Raw genomic sequence first — 25,238 nt, 5'->3', positions numbered from 1 at the left:
ATACAGATATGGAGCAATTCATGTCTATTTTATACAGAAAAAACCCCGAAAATTCGGGGCTTTTTTGTATTATTTAACTTTCAACCTTTAGTTAAAGACTAAAATTTATATAGAAAATCCTTGCTTTTATCTTCATTAATCGTATAATAAAGATGTAAGAGGATCACCAATATTTAAGGAGGAGTTTTAATATGAATCAAAAATATGATTATCCTAAGACACGTGCACAGTTGAACCAATTAGTGGCTGACTTGGAACAAGTTCAAACTAACGTTCATCAAACACACTGGTACATGCGTGGTAAACAATTCTTCAACTTACATCCAGAAATGGACGAATTCAACGAAGATTTCGCTGACGAAGAAGATGAAATTGCTGAACGTTTGATTGCCTTGAATGGTGCACCATTTTCCACCACACACGAGTTTATTGAAAATACTGGCTTACCAGATGAAGAAATTAAATTCGACCAGTATTCTTTACCTGAACTAATGCAACGCTTAGTTGATAACTTCAGATATTTGCGTGATCAATTCCAAAAATTGATCGACATCACAGATGAAGAAAATGATCAACCAACTCAGGATATAATCAACGGTTTCAAGAGTGACGTTGATAAGAAAATTTGGATGCTAACTGCTTATCTCGATCAAGGTCCTTTCGATGGCGATAAATAAGCATCATCTTAACCGAAAAGTTAATTAATTTAAAAGGCTGGGACAAAACAATGTCCCAGTCTCTTCTTTTGCTAATAATAATCAAATTACCGCTTATAATTTTTATAGCATAAACGTCTGAATCCTCAATGTAACATCATTTACGCCAGCTTCAAAACTACTTTTGTCCCGCTCTGTTCTTGAATTAATTCATGGATTCATTTTTATCCAGGCTGGCAATTTGTTGCATCTCTGACTCAGTTAGTGAAAAATCAAAAACATCAAAATTTTCTTCGATCCGGTTAGCATGTACAGACTTAGGAATGACAATTTCATCATTTTGTAAGTGCCACCGAATAATAACTTGCGCTACCGATTTACCATGATTCTGCGCGATCTTTTGTAGTGTAGTGTCTTGCAAAGCACCGTTTTTAGCACGACCCAAAGGACTCCAAGCTTCATAGGCAATACCTAATTGCTTCAACAAAGCATGTAGTTTCGGTCGTTGATAATATGGATGAGTTTCCACTTGATCTACGGCTGGGGTCACTTTAGCATGGGCTAACAGCTGCTCTAAATCTTCTTTTTCAAAATTAGAAACACCGATGGCACGTACTAGTCCTTGAGCATACAGATCTTCAAGTGCACGCCATTTTTCAAGATAACCTTCCGTTGGCCAGTGGATCAAATAGAGGTCTAAATGATCCATATTTAACTTGCGTAAGCTTTCTTTAAAAGCGGCAATCGTACCATCATAAGTGGTAACTGTATTCCAGACTTTAGATGTTACGAAAAGTTCGTCGCGTGGTACACCAGAATCAGCTAAAGCCTCCCCTAAAGCTTGTTCATTTTTATATAGAGTCGCTGTGTCAAAATGCCGGTAACCATCTTTTATCGCTGCTTTGACAGCATCTTTTAAGATATTGTCATCTTCAATTTGGAAAACTCCCAGCCCTAATTGAGGAACTGTAACCTGGTTATTTAAAGTGATTTCTTGCATACATTAAACCTCCTATTTAACTATATTTAAAAACACTTTTGCTAAAAGCGTCAAACAAAAAGTACTACAAATCATGCTATGTTAATCCAAGACCAAGATTGATATAATGGATATGAAAACAATTTGAAACAAACATAGGAGTGTCCGAAAATGAAAGTTAGTCGTTTAGACCATATTGTTTTACCTGTAAAAGACTTAGATCAAGCCTTCCGCTTCTACCATGAAGTCTTTGACATGCAAGAGATCACTGCTCAAAGTACGGCCGATACTAAAACGATTCGTTGTGGCCATCAATTGATCTGCTTGCACCAAGTTGATCGACCATTGAAAATTCAAGCCGCCAAGCCGACGATCGGTAGCACTAATTTATGCATCGTAGTCAAAGATAATGTAGCCGATGTCTTGAATCACCTGAAAAGTTATTTTGTAGAGATCGTTGATGGACCTGTCAAAAAAATCGGTTCAGAAGGAGAAATGACTTCGATCTATATCAGAGACTATGACAAAAACTTACTTGAGGTCGCTACATATTCAAATAAATAATTCTGAATTCTCTAACTATGACAAATATACAATAAAATGAGCTATGTGCATCTAAAAGGGAGCCGTCAAACTAACCAAGTAAAAGCGGGAGTTTGACGGCCCTTAGACGTTTCTCAAAAAATTAAAGTCATACTATAATGATAGTCGCATTATTATTGTCTTCGTTTTCTATAATCCATTTTTAGATAACAGAAATCCCCTATTTCAGTACAATTTTCTATAAATAGCCGTCTTTTTGAACCCCATGTTGTAAACGGAAATCAGTAATATTAACTTTAACGTAACGCACATTTTCAAATTTTCTAACTAGTGGCAACCCTTGATTTGCAGGTGGCAGTTCATTACATAAGCTACGTGTTCCGATATAGTCTCGAGCCATGAATAGTGCATTTTGATAATCAACTCCTTCCGTGTATCCTTTGAAATCTGGTAAGTAAACCAAATAATGACAGCCATTTTCTTCTACTGGTTTCACTTGGATGGGATATTCGACAATTTGATCTTGCATAATTATTTTTATTTCCTCCCTGGAAACATAAATTTTATTTTCAAAAACTAAATTAGCTTCTTGCAATCAACTATTATATCTAAAAACTTTAAATAATTCATATGATGCACAATATGATTTTTTATATTTGTTATGCTATATTTTTATATGTAATTTAAAGTTAGGAGTGAATGATTCAATGATCAACATTTTCCATGGTCAAAATTTAGACGAAACTTTCGAAAACGCATGCTCACAAACTTTAGCTGACTATCAAATGGATGATTGCCAAATCAACTATCTTAACCACGAGTATGTTTTAGTTATTAAAACCAAAAAGGTAGCGAACCATTAATTTACATAATAGGTAAATGCTTGTTCTTTATCAAATAAAAGTAGACGACCTTGTGTCTGAAAAAGAGCTGGGACGAAACTAGAACACTTAGGAAATTAGCTTGTAGTCAAAAAAATAAAGGTGGCGGCATAATGTCAGATATAAAATCCCATTATGCCGCCACCTTTATTTGTAGAACTGAAATTTTAGTTTTATCCCCGCTTCACTTGATTTTACTTCGATTTCTGTACTATTTAGACATAACTTGCTAATTACTATATCCAACATGTGCCATTTCTGGTACTTTATTCCACGCTACTGGATAGCCAGCTCCATGTGCACAAAATATTGAACCTGGGGTATTATTCAAATCTGAACCCGGATCATAGCCCTGTTGTGCAACGACTTCTGTCGTATTATGACACGGAAAATAACCAGCAAATACGCATTCCAGTTGTCCCTTACCATGTGTATACGCCCGGACTTTCGCAGCATAATCTTGCATTTCTGAGACTGGCGCTTGTCCCGTCAAAGTTACTAAGCCAGAATTTTCAGCACTGTTACCTGGTATTTTAAATTGCCCACTCATTCGTTCAATGTCTGTCATCGCACGACCGACTTGCTCTGAGCCGACCTGCAAATTAAATCGATACCACGGTTCCAATAAAACACACTGGTCTTGTTGACGCAATTCCATCAATCCTTGCCGAACCGCACGCCACGTAGCTTCCCGAAAATCCCCGCCAACAGTATGCACATTGCTGGCTTTACCACTGACCAAAGTTATTTTCATGTCCGTTAACGGCACCCCCAACAAGACACCCAGATGCTGTTTAGCCTGCAAGTTGGACAAAACTTGATGCTGCCAATTGCTCGCTAAAACCTCTAGTGAACACTCACTAGCAAATGTCAAGCCACTGCCTGCAGGGGCTGGTTCTAAACGTAGGTGAACTTCAGCATAATGACGCAATGGTTCAAAATGTCCGACTCCTTCAACTGGTGATTTGATTGATTCCTTATATAAGATACTTCCTTGATCAAAACCCAAGTCTAAGCCAAAGCGTTCCATTAAGATATTCGTTAAGACTTCGATCTGGATCTCACCCATTAATTGGACTTGGATCTCTTTTAGTTCTTCTGACCACGTAACATGTAATTGTGGATCTTCATCTTGTAATTGGCGTAAAGCCTTTAAGCAAACCTGAACGTCTTGCCCCTTTTTATCGACCACGTAAGTTAAGACTGGAGTTAACTGCGGCTGTACTGCATCTTTTTGACTGCCTAATCCTTGACTCGGATAAGTTTCTTTTAAACCTGGGATCGCACACACCTGACCACAAGTTACTTCAGGTAGCACTTCATACTTACTGCCATTGTAGATCCTTAACTGATTGACCTTTTGTTCTCCCAGCAAAATTTCTTTCGGGTGTAAAGAACCACTAGTCAAACGCACCCATGTCAAGCGTTCATCGTTTTTACTATGTGAGACTTTAAAAACCAGGGCTCCAAATGGCTGGTTCACAACTGGGGGTTGTTTTGTCCAATACTCCATCCCTAACAACAGCTCAGCCGTCCCCGTCATTTTTAAAGCTGACCCAAAATAACAAGGAAAAACTTGGCGTTCGATGATCATTTGTTGAATAGTTTCAGCACTCAATTCACTATTTTCTAAATAACCATCTAAAACATCAGCGTCACATAAGGCCACACTTTCACAAAATTCATCATTCAATTGGTTAAAATCACCTTTTTGTGCGAAAGCTTTTGTAAAATCAAGACAACCAGGTGAAAATTCTTTTTGTAACTGCTCAATAATTTGTTGTCGATTTCTTTCAGTTGTATCCATCTTATTTACAAAAATAAAAACTGGTACGTGATAGCGTGCTAATAAACGCCATAAAATCAGCGTATAACCCTGAATACCTGAACTAGCTGAAACCACCAAAACTGCATAATCCAAAACACTTAAAACTTGCTCTGTTTGGGCTGCAAAGTCAACATGACCAGGAGTATCCAGTAAAGTTAGTTCCAAGTCATTTGAGATCAAACGTGCTTGATGAGAAAAAATTGTGATCCCCCGTTGCTTTTCCAACTTTTCTGGATCTAAAAAAGTATTCTGATCATCAACACGTCCTAACTGACGTAGGCTTCCTGTTTGATATAACAAAGCTTCAGAAAGCGTAGTTTTACCAGCATCAACGTGCGCCACGATACCAGTTACGATCTGCTTCATCCTAATTTCTCCTCTAAATTACTACTCAATATCTTGTTTATTTCTTTAAAACGTCTGTCTATTATATTTTACGCTACACAGGCTAACTTAACACTATTTTTAAGCCGAAAAAGCATAGTGGAGTATGGCAAACTGTAGATTGTGCCTCACTAAAAAACGCGCAAACCATTTAATAACCTTGCGCGTGTAGATAAGTTTATTTGTTATAAAATTGCAATAAATATTGCCAGTAAAATGATCCAAAACAGACAGCCACAACCAACATTCAAGAAAAATTTGAAGAGTCCCCAAATAATCATTCCGAATAATAACAAAAGAAACAATGTCAGCATTGATCATCACCCTTGCTTTTTAAAAAGCTAATACTTATCTTCTCAAATCAACTTTTTTATTGACCAACCATACAATTACAGCCCCGATCAAAACAACAACAAATTCACCAATACCAACTGTTAAGTAAGTCCACCAAAATGGTGCCTCACTAACTAAGTTTAATTCTAAGGCCACAGCCCAAGACATCAAGGTACAGATGATCACTGTTCCGGCTAACTTAGCTGGCACTGATGACAGATGTTGCCCAACATACCAGCTCAACCAAGTCATGACCAAGGTCTGTAAAGTTCCAAAAATCATGTCGATCGGTCCCATCGAAGACCATAAATTGGCGATCAAACAACCTAAAGTTACTCCCCAGATATATCGTTTATTAAAAACTGCCATATTATTTAACATTTCCGACAAACGAAATTGCACTGGACCATAGCTTAACGGAATAAAGGCTACCGTCAAGACGACATAAAGTGCTGCGATCAAAGCCGTTTTCGTAATCTCAGACACTTTATTATTAGTACGCGTCATTTTTTATTAGACCTCCTAGTTTTTTTAGGTGGGATGGTTACGAACCACCTGATAAACAAAACACTAAAAATTAAGATACTACCTTTTCAATTGTAAGAAAAAGGCCATCCTTTATCAACCACAAAAGCATGTTATAATCTTAATATTAAATATTTTAGAGGCCCAGCAATGAACACTAATAATCGTGAGTATTGACTATTAAATTGATTATCTCCAATCACTCTCACGAAAATCATTAACGAGAAATGGATATTAAATTAAACATGAAAATCGCGATTTTGACTGATAGCGCTGCTGTGATCGACGAGCAACTCCATCAGCAAGCAAATATTAAAATTTTACAGATCCCCATTTTATTAGACAACAAGACTTATAAACCCAGTGACTTACCTGCAGTCGAAGAAGTAGCCGCACTTAAAGAGGCAACTTTATGTACGGTTACTGAAGAACAGATCCCATTAAGTGACATCAACGCATGTGTTAGTACATTAGCTACAGCTGGATATACTGATGTGATTTGTATCCATATTGCTAATTCGATCAGTGGTTTAGGTTCTAACTTAAAAACATTCACTGAGAACAATCGTTTACCGATCAAGCTTCATCTCTTCGATTCACACAGTCTTGGTCAAGCCCAGGGGTTCTTAGTAAAGAAAGCAGACACTTTGATCAAACGTGGACTAAATGTATCCGAAGTATTACAAGAATTAACTAACTGTCGTCAGCAATTACACACCTTACTGATTATGGAAGATCTTAAGAATTTACGGCGGACTGGTTCAATTTCAAATGGTTCACACCATTACAATAACAGTCTGTTACCTCAAAAAAATGTCCTACATTTTTCTCGTGCAGGTGAGCTTGAAGTGCTATCGTCTAGTTCGCGCAACAAAAAAATCGCCCACTCTATAGTGGAAAAGCTCCATAAGTATCTGCCAACGGATGACTTTGAAAAACAATTATCGATCATGGCGGATAGTACAGTTTTGTTAGAAAAATATAGCTCATATATTCATGCTAAACTACCTGAACTTACGCTAACCACAGATCTATGTACCCCCACAATTTTTACCTTTACTGGTCCTAAAGCCACATTAATTTCTTGGCATGAATGAATTGAAAACCTACTTAATCACCAAAATACCATAAAAAACACCAAAAGCCTTGCCTAACGCGTATTATCTAGCGCTTAGCAAGGCCTTTTGTGTTTTTATGCATAATCCAAATACATTGAATGAGCAATAATTTTTTATAAAAATTTACTTGATTTTTTTCTTTTTAGAATACTTCTTTATGATCGTCCTTAATGACACTAACGTCAGCTAAAAGATTTTCATCAACTAAAAGCATATCAGCATACTTGCCTTCTTCTACGTTTTTCTAATCTTTTATTTGTCTGATTTTAATCAGAGTGACGCAAATTTCATTTGCCAACCATATTTTCAATTTAATTACAACAAACCCTTCTGCTCTAAATTTGCTGTATTTTAATTGCTGATATACTATTATGCAGTCACTGTGCTTATCTTTTCTTGTGGAATTCCACGGTGAACATTGACACCGTTTTGATAAACATCTTTTTTCCCTTGAATAACAGCGATGTCTTCACATGGGTTTTCTGTCATCGCGATAAAGTCAGCGTATTTACCAACAGAAATTTCGCCATATTCTTCTTCAATGTGCATTGCACGAGCACAATTGATCGTGGCTGTGTCAATTGCTTGTGCTGGTGTCATATTGGCCTTATCAACGTATAATTGCATTTCATAAGCACTTTCACTTTCAAAACCATTATAAGGTGTCCCAGCGTCTGTCCCCATCGCGATGGGAATTCCTGCTGCAGCTGCTTTAGTAATGCTAGCAAAGTGTTTTTTGATATTTACGATCACTTTATTGCGTGCCCATTCAGGAACTGTCTTTTCACCGTATTGATAAATAGCGTACATGGCATTCATTGTTGGCACAACAACTGTTCCATGTTCCTTAAAGATTTCAATAGTTTCATCATCAATGTTAAATGCATGTTCTACCGTATCAACGCCAGCACGTGCTGCTTCTTTGACTCCTTGAGCACCTTGAACATGTGCTGCGACCGTTTTACCTTTATGGTGGGCTTCGGTCACTGCGGCAGCAGTTTCATCTTCATTAAACTGAATATCATCTGGAGTTTCACCGTTTTTCAATACTCCGCCAGTCACCATCAATTTGATGTTATCCACACCCTTTTTCATGGCTGTGCGTACACCATGGATCATAGCTTCAACTCCATCAACTTCGATCCCGCTACCAGAACCATGACCACCTGTCATCGTAAAGGCTCGTCCAGAAGTCATTACCTTTGGACCTTTGATCATGCCGCTTTCCTGCATTTTCTTGATTTCCATGTCAATATCATAAGCCGCTCCAACATTACGAATATAAGTGATACCGTTATTGATTGCATCTTCCATATTTTTAATTGCATACATCGTATTAAACTCACGTGAGTCATCGTGTTCATCATCTTCACCACCGTTGACCCAGTATGTTGGAACACTAGTCATATGTGTATGAGCATTCATGATGCCTGGCATAACATACTTGCCTTGCATATCGATAGTTTCATCAATTTGAACATCTGTATCAACAAAACCAGCACCTGTGGCAATGATCTTTCCCGACCCTGTGTCAACTACGATATAGTGGTTGGTTTCAAAAGCCTGTGCGTTGTGGTTGTAAACTGCTGCATTTGTATAATTAATTGTAGTCATAATAATTTCTCCTTATATGTTTGACAGAGTGTAGTGAAAAAAGCTAGAAATGAGCTATCAGACTAAGAACTCAGAGCACTTTTTTCAATGTCATAAGTTCCTAATTCAATCAACAAAATCCCTGATTTCACGTAACTCGCATATTATCTATCGTAGAGATAGATAAGCTATTTGAGAGATAGCCATTGTCATGCCTTAGATTCACGGTGTAAACATCGATGTCTTAAATCTTAAAGCAAGATTGGCGGAGGCTCTTGGCTTATATACCCCAACTAAAAAACTGTTTAACTGTGACGAACCATCATCTTTTAAATCAATTAACTGACCTGACATGAGCCTCACCACCTTTCCAGGTAGAAAATTTATTTCCAGTAGGCATATTGCAACTGACCTGACGCTCCTGAAAGGGTATCCCACTTCAAACCACCAATTTTACTGCTGAGCAAGTGCGCTTGAGCTGTTTGGAAGGTTGGAGCCACGGCAGCAGTTTCCATCAAACGCCTATCGGCCTGTTTTTCAAATTCAAATCTTTGTGCTTCCGTGTATTTGCTTGTATTATTGACTTTTGCCATCAACTCATCATACCTAGCGTCTTTTGTTTTAGAAAAGTTAATTGAATTTTCGCTTTGCATACCATCTAAGAAGTTTTGTGCATCTGGGTAATCTGGCCCCCAGCCGACAGTAGTGATATCAAAATCTGTCTTAAAGTCACGAGAGACATGAGTTGCGTGTGGAACAGAAACAATAGAAACTGTTACTCCTTTTAAGTTTTTCTCAGCCGTACTTTGCATGTACTCGGCAACTTTCTTTTCTGTATCAGTATCATCAACCAAGAAATCAATATTAACTTCGTTTTTACCAATTTCTTTTTGTGCTTGTTTCCAATATTTTTTAGCCTTGGTTACGTTAGTTGGAGCAAGATTTCCAACCTCGTCAACGAAATCCTTTCCGTTCGTTGGATCTTTGGCATAATCCTTCGGAACAATATTGGTTGATGCTGTTGAGCCATCTTGCAAGACTTTCTTGGCAAGTGCTTCACGGTCGATCACCATGCTGATAGCTTTACGGAAGTTCTCGTTAGCGGTCGCTTTACGTTTTGAATTAAAGTAGATGTAATTATTACGACCATTTTTAGTGATGGTTTCTTCTTTATTGTTCTTATTAGCTTTAACGTATTGCCCGCTGAGATTAGTTAACTGGACTTCCCCACTCTTAAATAAATTCTGCGCAGTATTATCTTCTTTCACGACTTTAACATCAATATTTTGTATTTTGACATTTTTAGCATCCCAGTAGTGAGGATTCTTAACATAACGGAAAGAGTCATTCGAACCCGTCCAACCTTTTATGCTGTACGCGCCGTTAGCAACTGTCATCTTGGCATTTGATCCATATTTGCTACCATACTTCTTGATTGCAGCGGTATTAAGCGGTCTATAACTAATAAATTCATAGTCAATGTACGGAACTGGACGCTCAAGTTTGATATAAAAAGTACGACTGTTGATTGCATGAACACCTAACTTGCTTTTATTCATCTTGCCATTATTTATCGCTTTAAAGTTTTTAATGTACTCTGTACTAGTAGTTGCTTGCGATTTAGTAGCGGGGTCAGCATTACGTTGCAGTGAAGTAACAAAATCTTGGGACGTGATCGGCTTGCCATTTTCCCACTTGGCGTTTTTCTTAATAGTGAAAGTATATTTCGTTTTGTTTTCTGTTGGTTTAACAATTTTCTCAACAACGCCTGGCACGATCTTATTATTCGCGTTACGACGGTAGATTCCTTCACTTGTTTGGTCAATAACTGCGGCACCATTAGTTTCAATTGATTTATTCGGGTCGATCGTCATGGGTTCCCCAGGAATAGTAACTTTAAGTGTTTTTTCAGCGTCGGACTCGGCACTAGCATCTGATGCACAACCGCCTAATAAGACACTAACCACGCCCATCATGATGCTTGCTGCAACAATTGTTTTTTTATGTATCTTCATTACTGATTCCTCCTCCTATTATTTTTAGAGCTAACTGGGAAAAGCTGGTCTCCCTTTTAAATCCAACTGATATTATTAATATTGATGACTGGTTAGCAACTTTTTACAACAAAAAAAGCACCCTTCCAGAAAGAATTAACTTTCTAAAAGGACGCTTTAACGCGGTACCACCTTTTTGCTGTAATAAAACACAGCCACTCACGTACGGCCGTTCGAAACGACATAACGTTGGCGCTGTATTGGGCGCACCCTAGTCACTCTGCACAAGTGACCTCACTCAGATCTAACTTTTGTAAAATAAGACGTTACGTCATCTCAGTACCTGACGCTCCCTGAAAACCTCTTATTCACGACTCCTCAAATCATCTCAGTAATTTTTCATCAATATTTAATGATGTTAACTATAATCACTTTAAATTATTCTGTCAACAACTTTTTATATTTTTTAAATCAAAAATAGCGAAAACATCTTCTTTTTTTGCTTTAAATCACTAATCCATCATTGTTTTTCTTCTTGATAAAATAAACACAATTTTTTATTCCTAATAATAATTTCGGCCACAAAAAGAAAATCTCAAGTAAATCATGTTTCAAAATTAATATAATTCAAATTAATTACAGACTGATTTAATTTAAGCAAAAAATATAGGCCACATATCAACTTTACTTGATATATGCCCTACTTTAATTCATATTCATTTAAAAAACCTGCAAAATCCAGCTTACATTCAGCCTGGAATCGTACAAACTTAATAATATTCATAATCATTTTTCTAACCTAATTACCTTTTATCAAATTTATTTCAAGCACTAATTAACTAATGCTCGTGAAACACTGACAAAGCTCGTAAACTGTCCTTCGCTTGCGAAGGGTAACACTTCACTTGGCTCTGGTAAATCATCATCTAATAGATGATCTTTCAAAAATTCTTTTGCTTGGGTAAAGGAATCTGCAAAACTTTCTGCATAAGTATAATCGTCAAAATCTGGAAAATACACTACGAAAGGATCATCTGATTCTCTTGGTTTTGTTATTTTTACGGGGAATTTTATCGCCGCGTCGCTCATTTAACCATCTCCTAAAATTACTGTACTATTATAGTTTACATAATTTTGTGAGTAATGTACAATGAAACGCCTTAAATTTTACTGATCCTTTAGTTTTATCTCCTTTTTCCATTCTTTTGCTGATGTTTTAAACTAAATTTTTTTGTTAACTACGTTTAATCTGTCAACCACATCATAAACAATTGGTTATTCTAGTGCCATTTTTAAGCTGACGATATATAATCTAAGATACCTTAAGATATTTGGTCAAAACACCCAAAAAGTTACCATGAGCTAAAATACTCACTTTCTTGCTGTCAAAAAATCTGGACTTCACAGAATAAATTTTGAGAAGATTTTAAAGATCTACCATTCTATACACTTGTCGTACATTCAATAGTAAATCTTAAACAAGGATTACTCAAAATAGAGTTAAGAAATGTTATGAGAATTCACGTTAGGAAATCGAATTAGCGTCACGTAAATTTCTATTTGCGGTAATTTAAAAATGTACTTGGCTACCCCCTAATAAATACTTTAGCTATACTCTTTGTGCGTTATTATTTTATCTATAATAGTTATTATAACCTCTTTTTCTGTTTTGTCTTTCCTAATTTGTCTTAAATAAAGTATCGTAGATATAAAAGAAATTACTATAAAATACATGATTAAGAATAAGAAATATGAGTCAACAGAGTTATTGGAAAACCAACTAAAATTTACTTTAAATTTGCTTACTATAGGAGCTAATCCAGACAAAGAAGGAAGGATGAACTTGAAAAACCATTCAAAAATCTGACCAGATTCTATTGCTTTTTTTCCATTATTCAAAGATAAATATAATTTCAATTTTTCTAAATCTTTTAATTCAAGACTTTTAAACACCTGCAATATAGATAGATAAAACTCATATTCATTAGTGTTTTCAGGATCAAACCCTGACTTAACATTGTCGAATTTATGCTTATCATCAAGATATTTCAATGGCGCATATATTCCATTTTGCCATTTATGATTTATCAAAAAAGCTGGAAAATTTTTAGTGAGTTCATTCCTTTTTCTCCCTGATTTATATTTATCCAGTTTAGCTAGTAAATAATCTGAAATAAATATAGACCATTCTACTAAAACAGCTGACATAAACATAGTGTCTAGTGACAAAAGAAATAATGTCCAAAAATTACTATAGAATGCAGTAAGTCCTATTACCAAGTAACTTATTAAAATTAGGCCTATAGTAATTATCCATCTTTGTTTTTTCCCAAAGAAATAAAAATGTAGTAATAAAAAAATAAATAACGAGCCACCCACACTTAAGAGAAAGGTAGCTAATGAATTCATTTTGATTACTGTAAGTAAAGCCATCGCAATAATAAAAAAAGCAAAAGTAATTATTATCTTTGTTTTGTTTCTGCCAAAAAAGTCCTTTATCTGTTTATTTACAATCATTTTGTTACAACCCCCTTGTTACTGGTTAAAATTACTTATTTTAAATTATAGTTTGGTTCGATATCCAGTTATGTTCAAGTCTACATATTAATTATATTAAAACTGAAGATTATTTTAAATTATACAACTTAATTTTTTTAAATTATTCAAAAGCTGAACTGAAAACTAAATAAAAAAATATTTTTATTCTTTAAAACTGGAAAGTCCTGATATGTTTTAGTGCTCAAAAATTACTCAGATATATAACCTATCTTAAAAATTGTAACTCAGGCTGAGATATTCTTTACTAATCCCATAAATTGACCTGAATAACAACAGTTTACAAAACTTAACTATTTTTTTATAAATTCTGAGCCCGCGTTCAGTATGAATTGTAAAATTATCTCGAAATCTTAGTGCTTTTGGGCTGCCTGAACCAAACTAGTAAGAATTCAACCCGCAATAATGGTATTTAGTGCGTTTTTACGCGCACTTGCCCTTTACTCCGCTAATCCCTGCCAATCACGCTGAATCTGCAGTAAAAGTTACATAAAAAGCTAAGCCAAATTAGCGATAAAATGCAAGCCCTCTATTCTGAGAACTAACTTGCTATACATCGAAAGGGGAAAGTTTTTTAATCACGTAGCAACAACGTTTGATCTTCCAACGTTGTTTATGGTAATCTAGGGTCCGCCAAATCTCAGTCTTAATTGAAGTTAGTTTCAGTAAATCCTGAGGTGACAGCGTGAAGTGAACAAACGCTTACCTTCACTACAGTTTTGACTGCGGGTGATCCACACGGTTTGCGCAAAAAGCTTCGTTATATATCTCTGCATAGTAGTCATCTTGTCCAATCAAAACAATTTCAGTTGTTTTAAATTTTTGACCATATTTATGTAGTCGCCTTGTTTTTCCTGTCCGCTGAGAAATTCGATAGAGCACGTTGCCATTGAGAATACTAGCGATATAATCAAGATTATCGTGGAACTTTACAGAGTTCAAGGCATTTTTTAGTGTACCAACTGTCAGATTCGAAAATGATGTGTTGTTATTGACCGGTGATTTTAAGAGCTCGTTCAGCCAACTCGATTTCCATTTTAAGCTTAGAATTCCCTGCGGACTAGTACATTCAATAAGAACAAAGAGGGCCATAGAATATGCAGCGCAGCAGAATTCTGTGTGAGAAAAGCAATCTCCAAAGCAACGAAGTCATGCACATTTATAAATTTTTTCCAAGTAACGAGTATGGTATGGTCGTGTAAGATCTTCACTTGTTCAAACCTTTTACTGAACTTAGGATAGGGAGTGTCATCGGCTAAAAAAAGAACGGATATTGTTTCAACAATTCGGTTAAGTGCAGGGTCACAAGACACAAGGTTCCAGATCACTATGCTTAGAACTCACTTTTTCAAAGTGGGGGGTAGTATGAATGGAGTACTCTGTTGCGAAAACCGCTTAAAAAAAGTCATATTAATGACGGGCCAGAGAGATTTCCAGCAAACATAACATAGCTAAAACTAACGTAACAATATTTTGATAGTCGGAACTGACAACACTGTTGAAAAAATGACCTCATAATTTGCATTCTTTGTATTTCAGTTTTTGAGCTATAACCGTTATACTATACTTATAGTAAATATTTTTGGACGGATCACTGATCCGTTAGAGAGGGGCATTATCTATGTACGTAGCAGATGACGACAGATACAATAAATTACCACACCGACGAGTTGGTGAGACTGGTCTTCGTTTACCGTTGATTTCCCTTGGTTTATGGCACAATTTTAGTAGTGCTGACCCATTATATGATCGCAAACGCGTGATCTTAAAAGCCTTTGACCAAGGAATTTTCAGTTTCGATTGTGCCGATCATTACGGTTCTCCAGAAATTGGAACTTCCGAATCACTTCTAGGCCAGGTTTTAGCCAACGAATTAAAACCTTACCGTGATGAATTAGTGATCACTTCTAAAGTTGGTTATCGCACAGTCCCTGGTCCATACGGTCATTTCTTATCCAGAAAGACGATCTTACAATCGATCGACCGTACTTTGGAACGACTACAAACCGACTACGTTGACGTTTATTACGCTCACCGTTTCGATCCTAATACCGATTTATGGGAAACAGCCCAAGCATTAAACGATGTAGTCCGTGCAGGTAAAGCCATGTATATCGGCATCTCAAACTTTGATACTGATCAAGCTAAGACCGTTGCCAAAATGTTTGAAGATTTAGGTACACCATATACAGTCAACCAAGTTTCATATAACATGTTGAACCGTCGACCTGAACGTATCGGTTTAGTTGATGAAATGAAACGTCAAAACCGCGGTATCGTTGCTTATGGTCCGTTAGCTGAAGGTTTACTCAGTGACCGTTATTTAGACGGTGTTCCTGAAGACTTCGCTATTCATCCAACTAGCAAGTATGTTATGCAAGCAGGTGCCGATAAAGTTACAGATGATCTTAACAAGTTAAATGACATTGCTAAAAAACGTGACCAAACATTATCACAGATGGCTTTGGCATGGTTATTAAAAGATCCAGTCGTTTCATCCGTAATTATCGGAACGACTAACATCGATCACTTACAGGATAACTTAGAAGCAGCTAAGAATATCCGCTTCGATCAAGAAGAACTTGATGCGATCGATGCAATTACTAAATAAAAATTAACAAGTGCTTAGGTTTATCAATTTTTGTTGAATAGACCTAAGCACTTTTTTCTACCAAATTTTTATATTTTATTGGTGAACCAAATTATTTTTTCGTTCTAACTGCATAAGTATCTGTGAAGATCCGCATCATAACATTTAAGGGTAATCGTGAAGATATCTCATATTCTGGAAAATAACTTGTTGCAGATTTATGTCCTAAAAACAATAAATCAGAAAAAGGCACGATCGAAGAATTCTTATTAGTAGTAAAAGTTATTTTCGAAACATCACTTTTTTCTAAGTTTTTAGCTGCATATACCAGTTCGGGTGTTTCACCGTTTAAGGTAATAAAAATAACAATACAATTCTTTTTTATCTTCTTAGATATTATCTTTATTATATTCGGGTCACTAAACATTTCGGTATATTTTCCACTCAACTGAAGTTTAGTTTGCATCTCGCGCGCGATACTTTCAGACAAACCTCTGGCAAAAATATATACCATTTTTGCTTGTCGTGTAGCTGCTACACTATCCTCTATCGTACTCGTTTCTAAATTATTCAAAGTATTATTTACCTCGATCTCATTCTTTAAAATAACATCTTTAATTGTAGAATCAACAGAATTCAAAATCTTAAACTTTGCGTTATAATTTCCAGAATTCCTTAAATTCTCTCTATAAGCCGTATATCCAGTATATCCCATCTTTTTCATTGTTCTAACAATTGTAGCAGTTGACACATTTGCAAATAAACTAAGTTGAACGATCGACATATCCACTATTTTTTCTTGATTATTTTCCACTACTTCCCAAAGGTGTGCTTCAGCGCTACTTAAGTCACTACTCACATTTTAACCCCCTTAAAACTATATTCTTGCTATCTTAAATTTCTGAACAGTTTTTCCCAAAAAAGGAACAAAAAACACTTTATTTAGAAAATATTTTCAATCCTCACTTCCTATAATACACTATAGAACACATATGAAAATGGAAGGTGAAAGCATGATTTATACTTTAACTTTGAATCCTGCAATAGATTTATTTATAGAAACAAATGAACTTAAAAAAAATTCAGTAAATCGTACAAAAAAATATGATATTCAAGCCAATGGCAAAGGAATCAATGTCTCCTTTATCCTAAAAAGATTAGGTATTTCTAACACGGCTACGGGTGTTGGCGGCGGCTTTACTTTAAATTATATTCAACAAGAATTAGCAAATAATAATATTGAAAACTTTTTTATAAATACTGATGGAATAACGCGAATAAATGTTTTTACACACGTGAATTCTCAAGATTGTGAATATAAATTAGTCAATCCTGGTCCAAAAGTTACCCAAGAATCCCAGGTTAAGTTACTTCAATATTTCGACAGATTAAAAACGGGAGACATTGTTTCACTATCTGGAAGTTTTTCATCGGGGATAAACCCAAATATCATTACTAAACTAGCTAAAATTATAAAGCAAAAAGAGGCCGATTTTATCATTGATACCAGTTATTCAGAAGTACTGGACGTTTTAAAATATCATCCATTATTAATTAAGCCCAATCAAGAAGAAATCAAGAAATGGTTCAATATTGATAAAGAATTTTCTATTAAAGAAACTATCACATTGGCTCAACGTTTGATAAAAGCTGGTGCACAAAATGTATTACTTTCATTAGGAGAAAACGGGGCTGCATTTATTTCTAAAGATTCAGTTTATTATGGCAACGCTCCAAAAATTACTGCACTTAACTCGGCTGGTGCTGGCGATACGATGCTGGGAACATTTATTGCCGGTATGGTAAATCAACTAGATGCAAAATCAAATTTGCAAAAAAGTATCGCAGCAGGTAGTGATACAACCCAAAGTATGTGGATCACGGATTTTAAAAACGTGGATCTACTTGAAAAGCAAGTAAAAGTAGAAAGATTAACTGACATTTAAAAATACAAGGAGTGAATAAGAATGACTAATTATGACATTGTTGCAGCTACTGGCTGTGCTACAGGTATAGCACATACTTTTATGGCAGAAGAAGCCTTAGAACAAGCAGCAAAAAACAAACATTTATCTATTAAGGTAGAAACTCACGGACAAGCAGGAATAGAACACTCGTTAACTTCTAATGAAATTAAAAACGCAAAAGCAGTTATTATTGCTTCAGATATCGACGTAGATCCTGATCGTTTTGTTGGTAAAAAACTCGTTAATGTAAAAGTCGCCAAGGCCATCAGTGATTCAGACAAGTTGATCGAATTAGCTTTGTCTGATAATGCCCCGATCCACGAATCTAGTAATACCAGAAGTAATGACGATGAAATACAAAGTTCAAACAGTGAAGAAAAAAAATCAATCGGTAACATTATCTATACTTCTTTAATGAACGGTGTTTCACACATGCTACCACTTGTTGTAGCTGGCGGTGTTTTGACAGCGGTATCTTTCTTTTGGGGGATCTATTCTGCAGATCCCAAGAGTGACCAATTTAATCAATTTGCTTATATGCTAAACACTGTGGGCGGAACAGCCATGGACTTAATGGTTCCAGTACTTGCTGCTTACATTGGTGAAGCAATTGCTAAACGTTCTGGTTTAGTTGTCGGCTTCGCTGTCGGGATGATTGCATTCAATGGTGGTTCAGGTTTTCTAGGAGCTATCGTTGGTGGCTACATTGCAGCACTCGTTATTTTAGGACTACAAAAAATCTTAAAGCCTTTACCAGACAAACAATTCAGGGGATTAAAATCGATTTTTCTTTACCCTGTTTTAGGTGTTTTCACAGCCGGAATGCTTATGATGCTTATCAATGTTCCAATGAAAGCATTAAACACTGGTATGATGGACGTTTTAAAAGGCATGGAAAACACAACTCCACTTCTTTTAGGTATCATTATTGGTTGCTTATCAGCAGCTGACTTTGGCGGTCCTTTAAACAAAGCGGCATATTTAACTGGTACCGCACTTTTAGCTCAAGGCAATTATTTCTTTATGGCTGGCGTTTCAGCAGCATGTATTGCCCCACCGTTAGCAACCGGTTTTGCTGTTTTATTTAACAAAAAAGCATATTCAAAAGAAGAGCGTAGTGCAGGTTATGTTAACTTTCTACTAGGATCGACCCACATCACAGAAGGTGCGATCCCATTTGCAGCGACAAATCCACTAATGAATATTCCCGCCTTCATGGTTGGATCATCTATCGCTGCTGTTCTAACATACTTTTCTAAAATACAAGTCCCAGCACCACATGGTGGTTTTATCGTATTACCTCTAGTAAATCATCCCATTTTATGGGTCGTATATATTTTGATTGGTTCTGTTGCTTCCGGGATATTACTAGCAATGATAGCAGAGCACTCATACAGAAAGAAAAGTCAGCAACAGCCCGAGTTTACTGAAACAAATAACAATAATGTTGAAAACCAAGAGTTATCAGATCAAAATTCTGCTGCAATCGAAAAGGACAACTCGCCAGCATCAATTTTAAGTGTTAACAATATTGCTTTTGATGTCACTGCAACTGGTCGAAATGATGTATTACACCAATTAAGTACGTTTGCTGAAGACAAAGGTTTAATTACAAATTCACAAGCAGTTTATCAAAAATATTTACAAAGAGAACAAGAAGGATCTACCGGAATGGAACAAGGAATTGCCATTCCACATGCTCAAGATAGCAGTATCAAGACTTCTAAAATGATGATCTTCCGACTTAAAAATGAAGTTGAGTGGAAAACATTTGATGGGAAACCAGTTAACACAATAATCTCTTTCTTAATTCCTGAAGAAGATGATGGCGCTCACCTTAATTATCTATCAGACACTGCTAAATTGTTAACTCATCAAGATTTTATTCAAAAATTAAAAAATGCCAATAACGCAGATGAGGTTTACGACCTTTTTAAGGAATATAACGAATAACAAAAATCGCTGTTGAAAAGGAGAAGTTATCTAAATGTCTAACAAAATTGAAGCTTTAAAACGTATGTCCAATGAAAATGGTGTAATTGCTGCTTTAGCGATCGACCAACGTGGTTCTTTGAAGAAAATGTTAGCTGCAGCAGCTAATAAACCTGCTAATGAAGATGATATTGTTGAATTTAAGAAAGTTATTTCTTCTGAATTAACAAAATATGCTTCTGCGATCTTACTGGATCCAGAATATGGCTTGCCAGCTGCTGCACAACGTGATGCTGATTGTGGTTTGTTAACTGCTTATGAAAAGACAGGTTATGACACAACAGCACCTGGCCACATGCCAGACTTGTTGGCTGATTGGTCTGTTAAACGCTTAAAAGAAGCTGGTGCAGATTCGATTAAGTTTATGTTGTACTATGACGTTGATGAAGGCGAAGAGATCAATCGGAAGAAACAAGCATTTGTGGAACGGATCGGTGACGAATGTGTTGCTGAAGATATGCCATTCTTCTTGGAATTAATGTCATATGACGCAAATATTGATGATACAAAGAGTGCAGAATATGCCAAGGTAAAACCACACAAGGTTAACGCCATGGTTGAAGAATTTGCCAAAGATCGTTATAACGTTGACGTTTTGAAGGTTGAAGTTCCGGTCAACATGGACTATGTTGAAGGCTATAACGGTGATAATGAAGTTATCTTCAGTAAAGAGCAAGCTTTGAATTTCTTTAAAGAACAAGACAAGGCTACTGCTGGAGTACCATTTATCTTCTTGAGTGCTGGTGTTTCTGCAGAACTCTTCCAAGAAACTTTGAAGTTTGCTCATGAAGCAAGTTCTAGTTTTAACGGTGTGCTTTGTGGACGTGCCACATGGCGTCATTCGATCGAACCATTTGCTAAAGATGGAGAAGAAGCAGGTCGTGAATGGATGCGGACAACTGGTCGTAAGAACATCGAAGATTTGAACGAAGTTCTTGCAGCTACAGCTTCATCATGGGAAAGTAAGATTCAGCCATAAGTAAAATGGCAAGAGAGTGAGACAAAAGATGTTTTGAAGCCGATTTGTAACGATGATTGCGTTATTTTGGGTCGTAGCGAAGCGAAAAACCAGGATAACGCAATAGTTGTTCCAGTATGGCTTCAATCTTTTGGAACACGTTTAAGGGCCATCGATTTAACCCATTTAATGGGATAGATCGATGGCCCTTTTATAACCACACAGCTAGTTTTGTCCCAGCCCCTTGCCATTTTTAGGAGCATTTATTTTCTATTTTTTCGCTGGGCCCTTAGCGGATTCGATCAGCCCATCATTGATCACTTTCGCATACAATCGATCACCAGCAGCGCGTCCGGCAAAATGAACACCATCGGTCCCATCAAACACCTCTGGATGTTGCGGTGCGATCTTCCCCCAATCGGCAATAGTGATCCAGTCATACTTATCCGGCAAGGTCCGTTCAAATTGTGCCAACTTAGTTGAGTTCCATGAAGCCGTAGCTGTTTTGTCATAAGGCGTCATGAAAACTAATTTATGCCCAGGTTTCAAGTCAGCAATGATTTTTTTGGCTTGTTGTTCATAATCATTAAGCGAATTAGTCCCAACACAGATCACGACAAATTCACGTAGGGTATTATTTTTCTGTTGTTCAACCATCACTTCATGGGCCTGATTCAACTTACGATCCCCTTCAGCATCGACCGAAGCGTCAGCTACATGTGGTTCCAAGTATCGTCTTGTTCCGAGAGTCACACTATCCCCAATGATCGAAACACCTGAAGGTAATTTATACTTAGCAGCCGTACTTTTTTTATTATGTCCCCGGTAGTCATTCGTATCTGTCTTTTGTTTAGTAGCGGGATTCTTTTTGGGCGGCTTAACTTGTGCCATGACAGTGTCTTTAGCACTCTTAACGCCATCTTCACCCTGATAGATCCCACCGATCCACAAATTTCTTTCTAATTTCGACATCCGTGGTGCATTATAGGCCGTCACACCAGTTATTATTAACAAGACTGCGATCAGCGCGGTAAGCGGTAAAGTAAGTGCTTTGCCCGACACCCGTTGACCAAATAAATGTCCCCGTCGTCCAGCGATCAATGGTTCGACCAAATAATAAGAAAAAGCAGCAAATAAAAAACTTAAAACAGTCGTCCAAATTGCCGCCCAACCATTACTCATTCGATGCGAAAAGATCACATATAAAGGCCAGTGATACAAATACACACTGTATGAACAATCCGCTAAGAAACCAAAAAGCCATGGTTCTTTGATATTGGGCGTTTTTTCATGCAGGATCCGAGCCCCTAATATCATTGTCATTGCTAACAAGACTGCTAAGACCATTCCATATGGATAAGTAAACGTTGCACTAAAATCTAGTTTGAATGTAATGATCAATAAACCGGCCAAACCTACTAACATCAACAAAACGGCTCTAGAAGCAGTACATTTTTCCTTTACTTGACGGGCAAATGAAGCAGGCAAAGTTGCGATACCCGTTAAAGTAGCGAGAACAGCTCCAAGAAAAAAGGGAAAACAGTGCGTTAAACTCGAGAAATACACTGGTGAAAAATCCTTTAAACCTTGCCCACCAATTTTCATTCCCACAATACTAGAAATAGCAAAAAATGCCGAAACTAAAAAAATTATGGTTCGAAAGCTTTGCGTTTGTTTGCGACGACCACCAGAAACAAAGTGGATCGTCTTTGAAAACAGATAGACTAAAAAGCCCCAAATAATATAAAAATGCATTTCAACGGCCAACGACCAAGTATGCACGAACAAATGCGGAATGAAGTTATTTTCATAGCTCCCTCCTGTCGCAATTTCAAAATAGTTAGTCACAAAACCAAAAGCCGCTGCGACCTGCTTACCGATGCCCGTAATAAAGTCAGAACCGACTAAATAAGTAAACGGGATCACGATCAGGACTGATAAGATCAACGGTGGTACGATCCGATAAAAACGCCGTTGATAAAAACTTTTCAAACCAAACGCCCCGCTGGAGGAAAACTCATCGATCATCAATGAAGTGATCAAAAATCCTGAAAAAGCAAAGAACACATCAACTCCGACAAAACCACCAGGGTAAGTATTTTGAAAGAAATGATAGCCTAATACTAAAAATAACCCAGTGATCCGCACAAGGCTAAACCACTTAATCCTGAGTCTTTTTGGTTTGTTTAAAGTTTCCATTCGCAAACACCCCTTGATAGATTTTGTTATTTTTAGTGGTTAATTTACCTTGTCCAGTTACCTCTCCCTTAGAAAAGTGACCCCTAAATTGCCAACCCTCATTTGATTTAAAAATGCCTTGACCATCGAAACGACCGTCTTTAAAATGCCCGCGATACTGATCACCATTCTTTAATTTCAAGCTACCTTGACCATTAAATTTATCTTTAAACACTTGACCATCGTACACGATCTTACCGTGATCAAGAATATAATGTTCATCAGTAACACGTGCTGGTTTTAGCGCGATCCAGGCAAAAACAATGATCACAATGACCGTTACAAGTTCAGCAATTACTCTAATTTGTTTAGCTTGCATGTTGACCTCCGTTCTAGCCTTTTCGGTTGCAAATTTTCTGAAATCATTTTAATGATATCAAACTCTCTCTGATTTAGCTATTAAATAAACAAATCGCTATCACGATTTAGATAATACTAGTGAATTATTTATTTACTGGCCTAGTTACTTTACGTCTGGCCCATCTAACATATTATCCAATATTATTTTCCCGACTTCATCTAATTCAACCAAGCTTTAAATCCAAAAATAAGAGTAAAACTTCAATCCTTTAAAATACGCTTAAGGGAGAGTGAGACAAAAGATGTTTGAAAGTCGATTTGTAACGATGATTGCGTTATTTTAGGGTGTACGTAGCAAAGTGAAGGACCAGAATAACGCAATCGTTGTTACAGTAAGGCTTCAATCTTCTAAAACACATTTAAGGACCGCCAAACTAACCCATTTCTTGGTTAGTTTAACGGCCCTTCTAGATTCACATAACTAATTTTGTGACGGTCCCACAATTTTTAATTATTTTCTTGGACTTTTTGTGTTAAATACTGGCTAAGAGCCTTTTTAGGTTTGTAGCCAGTAATTTTTTCTTTCGCGACACCATCTTTAAATAAAATCAAAGTGGGAATACTCATCACGTTGTATTCTTGTGTCAAATCTCGCTGTTCTTCCACATCAAGTGTGGCAAATTCAACTTGACCATCAAAGTCTTCTTCCAGTTCTTCTAACACTGGTTCCAACATACGGCATGGCCCACACCAATCCGCCCAAAAATCAACTAATGTTAAACCTGTAGCAGTGACTTCTGACAGATTGTCCGCAGTTATTTCGACTGCCATACTATTACCTACTTTTCATTAAAAATAAATTTATTGATGATCTCGACCATCGGATCATTGTTATTATCAGCTTGCGTCACGTAGTCCGCTTCGCTTTGCAAGTAATCTTGCCCATTAGCAACACTAATGCCTAAACCAGCAGCCTTGATCATTGGTAAATCATTGTTGTTATCACCCACTGCAATTACTTCACTTGGCTTGATCCCTAATCTTTCAGCCAATGCCATAGTTGCTTGCCCTTTATCGGCCGATGGATCGTTAAATTCAATATAACGAGCTGAGGAAAAACTGACATTCAAAGCAAATTTAACATGTTCATGCACATAGTCTTGCACAGAGATCCGCCGAGCTTCTTCATCAATATTGAAAATAATTTTAGTGATTGGTGTATCTTGCAAGAACTTAATATCAGTTCCACGAATAATATGCCAATCCTTAACCCGACCCGTTAAATAATCTTTTTCATCATCATTGAGGTTCCAAATATATAAATCATCCACAGTATAAACGTGGACACACACATTTTCTTGCATCCCGATTTCAAAGATCTGTTCAACAACATCAAAGGGTAAAGGATTGACTTGTAAGATTTGGTTTTCCTTATTTTCTACGATTACAGCGCCATTATTTGAGATCACATACTCATTGGGCTTTTGGCTCAAGCCCAGATCAATCAAGTTATGTTGAATACTCCTAAAGCCACGCCCAGTATTAGGGACAAAATGTACTCCAGCATCACTCGCCTTTTTGATAGCATCGATCGTTTTAGGTGTGATCGTTTTATTATCATTCAACAAAGTTTCGTCCATATCACTTGTAATTATTTTATACATTGAACATCCAACTTTCTTTATTTGATCATAGGGCCATCTTCATCATTAACAGTATTAATAACTGCCTACAATTCCAATTTATCGTACTTCTACTTACAATTCAAGTTTCATCCACTATATTAGTCTAGACCATTTTGAT

21 protein-coding genes and 1 riboswitch are annotated in these 25,238 nt (G+C 36.6%); of the genes, 8 read left to right on the top strand and 13 right to left on the bottom strand.

Translation table 11 applies throughout. The annotated features are described in order from the left end of the window. The first annotated feature begins 191 nt into the window (after positions 1–191). Positions 192–677 (top strand): Dps family protein, encoded by a 486-nt coding sequence (locus tag LACPOB_RS0102145; RefSeq protein ID WP_017867194.1) that lies wholly within the window; start codon positions 192–194, stop codon positions 675–677. Positions 678–861: 184 nt separating this feature from the next. On the opposite strand, the gene LACPOB_RS11570 is transcribed toward LACPOB_RS0102145, so the two are convergent. Beyond that, positions 862–1,656 (bottom strand): aldo/keto reductase, encoded by a 795-nt coding sequence (locus tag LACPOB_RS11570; RefSeq protein ID WP_017867193.1) that lies wholly within the window; start codon positions 1,654–1,656, stop codon positions 862–864. A 150-nt stretch (positions 1,657–1,806) separates the two neighbouring features. Here LACPOB_RS11570 and LACPOB_RS0102135 point away from each other — a divergent pair, with 150 nt between their 5' ends. Continuing rightward, entirely contained in the window at positions 1,807–2,199 is a 393-nt protein-coding gene (locus LACPOB_RS0102135) for a VOC family protein (protein WP_017867192.1), read from the top strand. A gap of 217 nt (positions 2,200–2,416) precedes the next feature. On the opposite strand, the gene LACPOB_RS0102130 is transcribed toward LACPOB_RS0102135, so the two are convergent. Further along, positions 2,417–2,707 carry a hypothetical protein gene (locus LACPOB_RS0102130; RefSeq protein ID WP_017867191.1) on the bottom strand — a complete coding sequence of 97 codons (291 nt, stop codon included), beginning with the start codon at positions 2,705–2,707 and terminating at the stop codon, positions 2,417–2,419. Positions 2,708–2,885: 178 nt separating this feature from the next. On the opposite strand from LACPOB_RS0102130, the gene LACPOB_RS12685 reads away from it, so the two are divergent. Next, positions 2,886–3,041: a hypothetical protein gene (locus LACPOB_RS12685; protein WP_017867190.1), complete on the top strand. Its 156-nt coding sequence runs from the start codon at positions 2,886–2,888 to the stop codon at positions 3,039–3,041. Positions 3,042–3,288: 247 nt separating this feature from the next. Here the strand turns inward: LACPOB_RS12685 and LACPOB_RS0102120 are convergent, their stop codons facing one another. Then, positions 3,289–5,253 carry an elongation factor G gene (locus LACPOB_RS0102120; protein WP_017867189.1) on the bottom strand — a complete coding sequence of 655 codons (1,965 nt, stop codon included), beginning with the start codon at positions 5,251–5,253 and terminating at the stop codon, positions 3,289–3,291. Positions 5,254–5,619: 366 nt separating this feature from the next. After that, positions 5,620–6,111: a QueT transporter family protein gene (locus LACPOB_RS0102115; protein WP_017867188.1), complete on the bottom strand. Its 492-nt coding sequence runs from the start codon at positions 6,109–6,111 to the stop codon at positions 5,620–5,622. Between the two features lie 9 nt (positions 6,112–6,120). After that, positions 6,121–6,165, bottom strand: a riboswitch (PreQ1 riboswitch). A gap of 209 nt (positions 6,166–6,374) precedes the next feature. Between LACPOB_RS0102115 and LACPOB_RS0102110 the strand changes: the two genes are divergently transcribed. Further along, on the top strand, positions 6,375–7,226 hold the full coding sequence (locus LACPOB_RS0102110) for a DegV family protein (RefSeq protein WP_017867187.1): 852 nt from the start codon (positions 6,375–6,377) through the stop codon (positions 7,224–7,226). 390 nt (positions 7,227–7,616) lie between these two features. Here the strand turns inward: LACPOB_RS0102110 and LACPOB_RS0102105 are convergent, their stop codons facing one another. The 4 genes from LACPOB_RS0102105 to LACPOB_RS0102085 all read right to left on the bottom strand — a co-directional run bounded on the left by LACPOB_RS0102105 (position 7,617) and on the right by LACPOB_RS0102085 (position 13,351). Further along, positions 7,617–8,861: a metal-dependent hydrolase family protein gene (locus LACPOB_RS0102105; RefSeq protein ID WP_017867186.1), complete on the bottom strand. Its 1,245-nt coding sequence runs from the start codon at positions 8,859–8,861 to the stop codon at positions 7,617–7,619. Positions 8,862–9,223: 362 nt separating this feature from the next. Then, the gene (locus LACPOB_RS0102095) at positions 9,224–10,855 is read right to left on the bottom strand and encodes a peptide ABC transporter substrate-binding protein (protein WP_017867184.1); all 1,632 of its coding nucleotides are present in this window, start codon (positions 10,853–10,855) and stop codon (positions 9,224–9,226) included. 810 nt (positions 10,856–11,665) lie between these two features. Further along, a complete protein-coding gene (locus LACPOB_RS0102090) occupies positions 11,666–11,923 on the bottom strand; it encodes a type II toxin-antitoxin system HicB family antitoxin (RefSeq protein ID WP_017867183.1) in 258 nt (85 codons plus the stop codon). 516 nt (positions 11,924–12,439) lie between these two features. After that, positions 12,440–13,351, bottom strand: coding sequence for a hypothetical protein (locus tag LACPOB_RS0102085; protein WP_017867182.1), 912 nt, complete (start codon positions 13,349–13,351; stop codon positions 12,440–12,442). 1,660 nt (positions 13,352–15,011) lie between these two features. Here LACPOB_RS0102085 and LACPOB_RS0102075 point away from each other — a divergent pair. Continuing rightward, a complete protein-coding gene (locus LACPOB_RS0102075) occupies positions 15,012–16,001 on the top strand; it encodes an aldo/keto reductase (protein ID WP_017867180.1) in 990 nt (329 codons plus the stop codon). A gap of 91 nt (positions 16,002–16,092) precedes the next feature. Here the strand turns inward: LACPOB_RS0102075 and LACPOB_RS0102070 are convergent, their stop codons facing one another. Beyond that, positions 16,093–16,839: a MurR/RpiR family transcriptional regulator gene (locus LACPOB_RS0102070; protein ID WP_017867179.1), complete on the bottom strand. Its 747-nt coding sequence runs from the start codon at positions 16,837–16,839 to the stop codon at positions 16,093–16,095. 154 nt (positions 16,840–16,993) lie between these two features. On the opposite strand from LACPOB_RS0102070, the gene pfkB reads away from it, so the two are divergent. From pfkB to lacD, 3 genes are read left to right on the top strand one after another with little or no spacing between them, the layout of a single operon-like run. Further along, positions 16,994–17,926, top strand: coding sequence for a 1-phosphofructokinase (pfkB, locus tag LACPOB_RS0102065; RefSeq protein ID WP_017867178.1), 933 nt, complete (start codon positions 16,994–16,996; stop codon positions 17,924–17,926). A 21-nt stretch (positions 17,927–17,947) separates the two neighbouring features. Beyond that, positions 17,948–19,900, top strand: coding sequence for a fructose-specific PTS transporter subunit EIIC (locus LACPOB_RS0102060; RefSeq protein ID WP_017867177.1), 1,953 nt, complete (start codon positions 17,948–17,950; stop codon positions 19,898–19,900). A 34-nt stretch (positions 19,901–19,934) separates the two neighbouring features. Next, on the top strand, positions 19,935–20,918 hold the full coding sequence (gene lacD / locus LACPOB_RS0102055; RefSeq protein ID WP_017867176.1) for a tagatose-bisphosphate aldolase: 984 nt from the start codon (positions 19,935–19,937) through the stop codon (positions 20,916–20,918). 249 nt (positions 20,919–21,167) lie between these two features. Here lacD and LACPOB_RS0102050 read toward each other — a convergent pair whose 3' ends face one another. The 4 genes from LACPOB_RS0102050 to LACPOB_RS0102035 all read right to left on the bottom strand — a co-directional run bounded on the left by LACPOB_RS0102050 (position 21,168) and on the right by LACPOB_RS0102035 (position 25,099). Beyond that, entirely contained in the window at positions 21,168–23,096 is a 1,929-nt protein-coding gene (locus LACPOB_RS0102050) for an acyltransferase family protein (protein WP_017867175.1), read from the bottom strand. Next, positions 23,059–23,454, bottom strand: coding sequence for an MORN repeat-containing protein (locus LACPOB_RS0102045; protein WP_017867174.1), 396 nt, complete (start codon positions 23,452–23,454; stop codon positions 23,059–23,061). Before LACPOB_RS0102045 ends, LACPOB_RS0102050 begins: the two co-directional genes overlap by 38 nt. A 488-nt stretch (positions 23,455–23,942) precedes the next feature. Continuing rightward, the gene (trxA, locus tag LACPOB_RS0102040; protein ID WP_017867173.1) at positions 23,943–24,266 is read right to left on the bottom strand and encodes a thioredoxin; all 324 of its coding nucleotides are present in this window, start codon (positions 24,264–24,266) and stop codon (positions 23,943–23,945) included. Between the two features lie 8 nt (positions 24,267–24,274). Next, positions 24,275–25,099 carry a Cof-type HAD-IIB family hydrolase gene (locus LACPOB_RS0102035; RefSeq protein ID WP_017867172.1) on the bottom strand — a complete coding sequence of 275 codons (825 nt, stop codon included), beginning with the start codon at positions 25,097–25,099 and terminating at the stop codon, positions 24,275–24,277. Positions 25,100–25,238: the final 139 nt, after the last annotated feature.

The sequence above is a fragment of the Ligilactobacillus pobuzihii E100301 = KCTC 13174 genome, assembly GCF_000349725.1.
GTDB lineage: Bacteria > Bacillota > Bacilli > Lactobacillales > Lactobacillaceae > Ligilactobacillus > Ligilactobacillus pobuzihii.
This window is presented reverse-complemented; position numbering and strand designations above follow the sequence as displayed.

Excerpts from the sequence above, each read along its gene's own strand:
- LACPOB_RS12685 (WP_017867190.1), top strand. The coding sequence starts at position 2,886 with ATGATCAACATTTTCCATGGTCAAAATTTAGACGAAACTTTCGAAAAC.
- LACPOB_RS11570 (WP_017867193.1), bottom strand. The coding sequence starts at position 1,656 with ATGCAAGAAATCACTTTAAATAACCAGGTTACAGTTCCTCAATTAGGG.
- trxA (WP_017867173.1), bottom strand. The coding sequence starts at position 24,266 with ATGGCAGTCGAAATAACTGCGGACAATCTGTCAGAAGTCACTGCTACA.
- LACPOB_RS0102060 (WP_017867177.1), top strand. The coding sequence starts at position 17,948 with ATGACTAATTATGACATTGTTGCAGCTACTGGCTGTGCTACAGGTATA.
- LACPOB_RS0102115 (WP_017867188.1), bottom strand. The coding sequence starts at position 6,111 with ATGACGCGTACTAATAATAAAGTGTCTGAGATTACGAAAACGGCTTTG.
- LACPOB_RS0102095 (WP_017867184.1), bottom strand. The coding sequence starts at position 10,855 with ATGAAGATACATAAAAAAACAATTGTTGCAGCAAGCATCATGATGGGC.
- LACPOB_RS0102085 (WP_017867182.1), bottom strand. The coding sequence starts at position 13,351 with ATGATTGTAAATAAACAGATAAAGGACTTTTTTGGCAGAAACAAAACA.
- LACPOB_RS0102050 (WP_017867175.1), bottom strand. The coding sequence starts at position 23,096 with ATGGAAACTTTAAACAAACCAAAAAGACTCAGGATTAAGTGGTTTAGC.
- LACPOB_RS0102110 (WP_017867187.1), top strand. The coding sequence starts at position 6,375 with ATGAAAATCGCGATTTTGACTGATAGCGCTGCTGTGATCGACGAGCAA.
- LACPOB_RS0102145 (WP_017867194.1), top strand. The coding sequence starts at position 192 with ATGAATCAAAAATATGATTATCCTAAGACACGTGCACAGTTGAACCAA.
- LACPOB_RS0102130 (WP_017867191.1), bottom strand. The coding sequence starts at position 2,707 with ATGCAAGATCAAATTGTCGAATATCCCATCCAAGTGAAACCAGTAGAA.
- lacD (WP_017867176.1), top strand. The coding sequence starts at position 19,935 with ATGTCTAACAAAATTGAAGCTTTAAAACGTATGTCCAATGAAAATGGT.
- LACPOB_RS0102120 (WP_017867189.1), bottom strand. The coding sequence starts at position 5,253 with ATGAAGCAGATCGTAACTGGTATCGTGGCGCACGTTGATGCTGGTAAA.
- LACPOB_RS0102105 (WP_017867186.1), bottom strand. The coding sequence starts at position 8,861 with ATGACTACAATTAATTATACAAATGCAGCAGTTTACAACCACAACGCA.
- LACPOB_RS0102045 (WP_017867174.1), bottom strand. The coding sequence starts at position 23,454 with ATGCAAGCTAAACAAATTAGAGTAATTGCTGAACTTGTAACGGTCATT.
- LACPOB_RS0102075 (WP_017867180.1), top strand. The coding sequence starts at position 15,012 with ATGTACGTAGCAGATGACGACAGATACAATAAATTACCACACCGACGA.
- LACPOB_RS0102135 (WP_017867192.1), top strand. The coding sequence starts at position 1,807 with ATGAAAGTTAGTCGTTTAGACCATATTGTTTTACCTGTAAAAGACTTA.
- pfkB (WP_017867178.1), top strand. The coding sequence starts at position 16,994 with ATGATTTATACTTTAACTTTGAATCCTGCAATAGATTTATTTATAGAA.
- LACPOB_RS0102090 (WP_017867183.1), bottom strand. The coding sequence starts at position 11,923 with ATGAGCGACGCGGCGATAAAATTCCCCGTAAAAATAACAAAACCAAGA.
- LACPOB_RS0102035 (WP_017867172.1), bottom strand. The coding sequence starts at position 25,099 with ATGTATAAAATAATTACAAGTGATATGGACGAAACTTTGTTGAATGAT.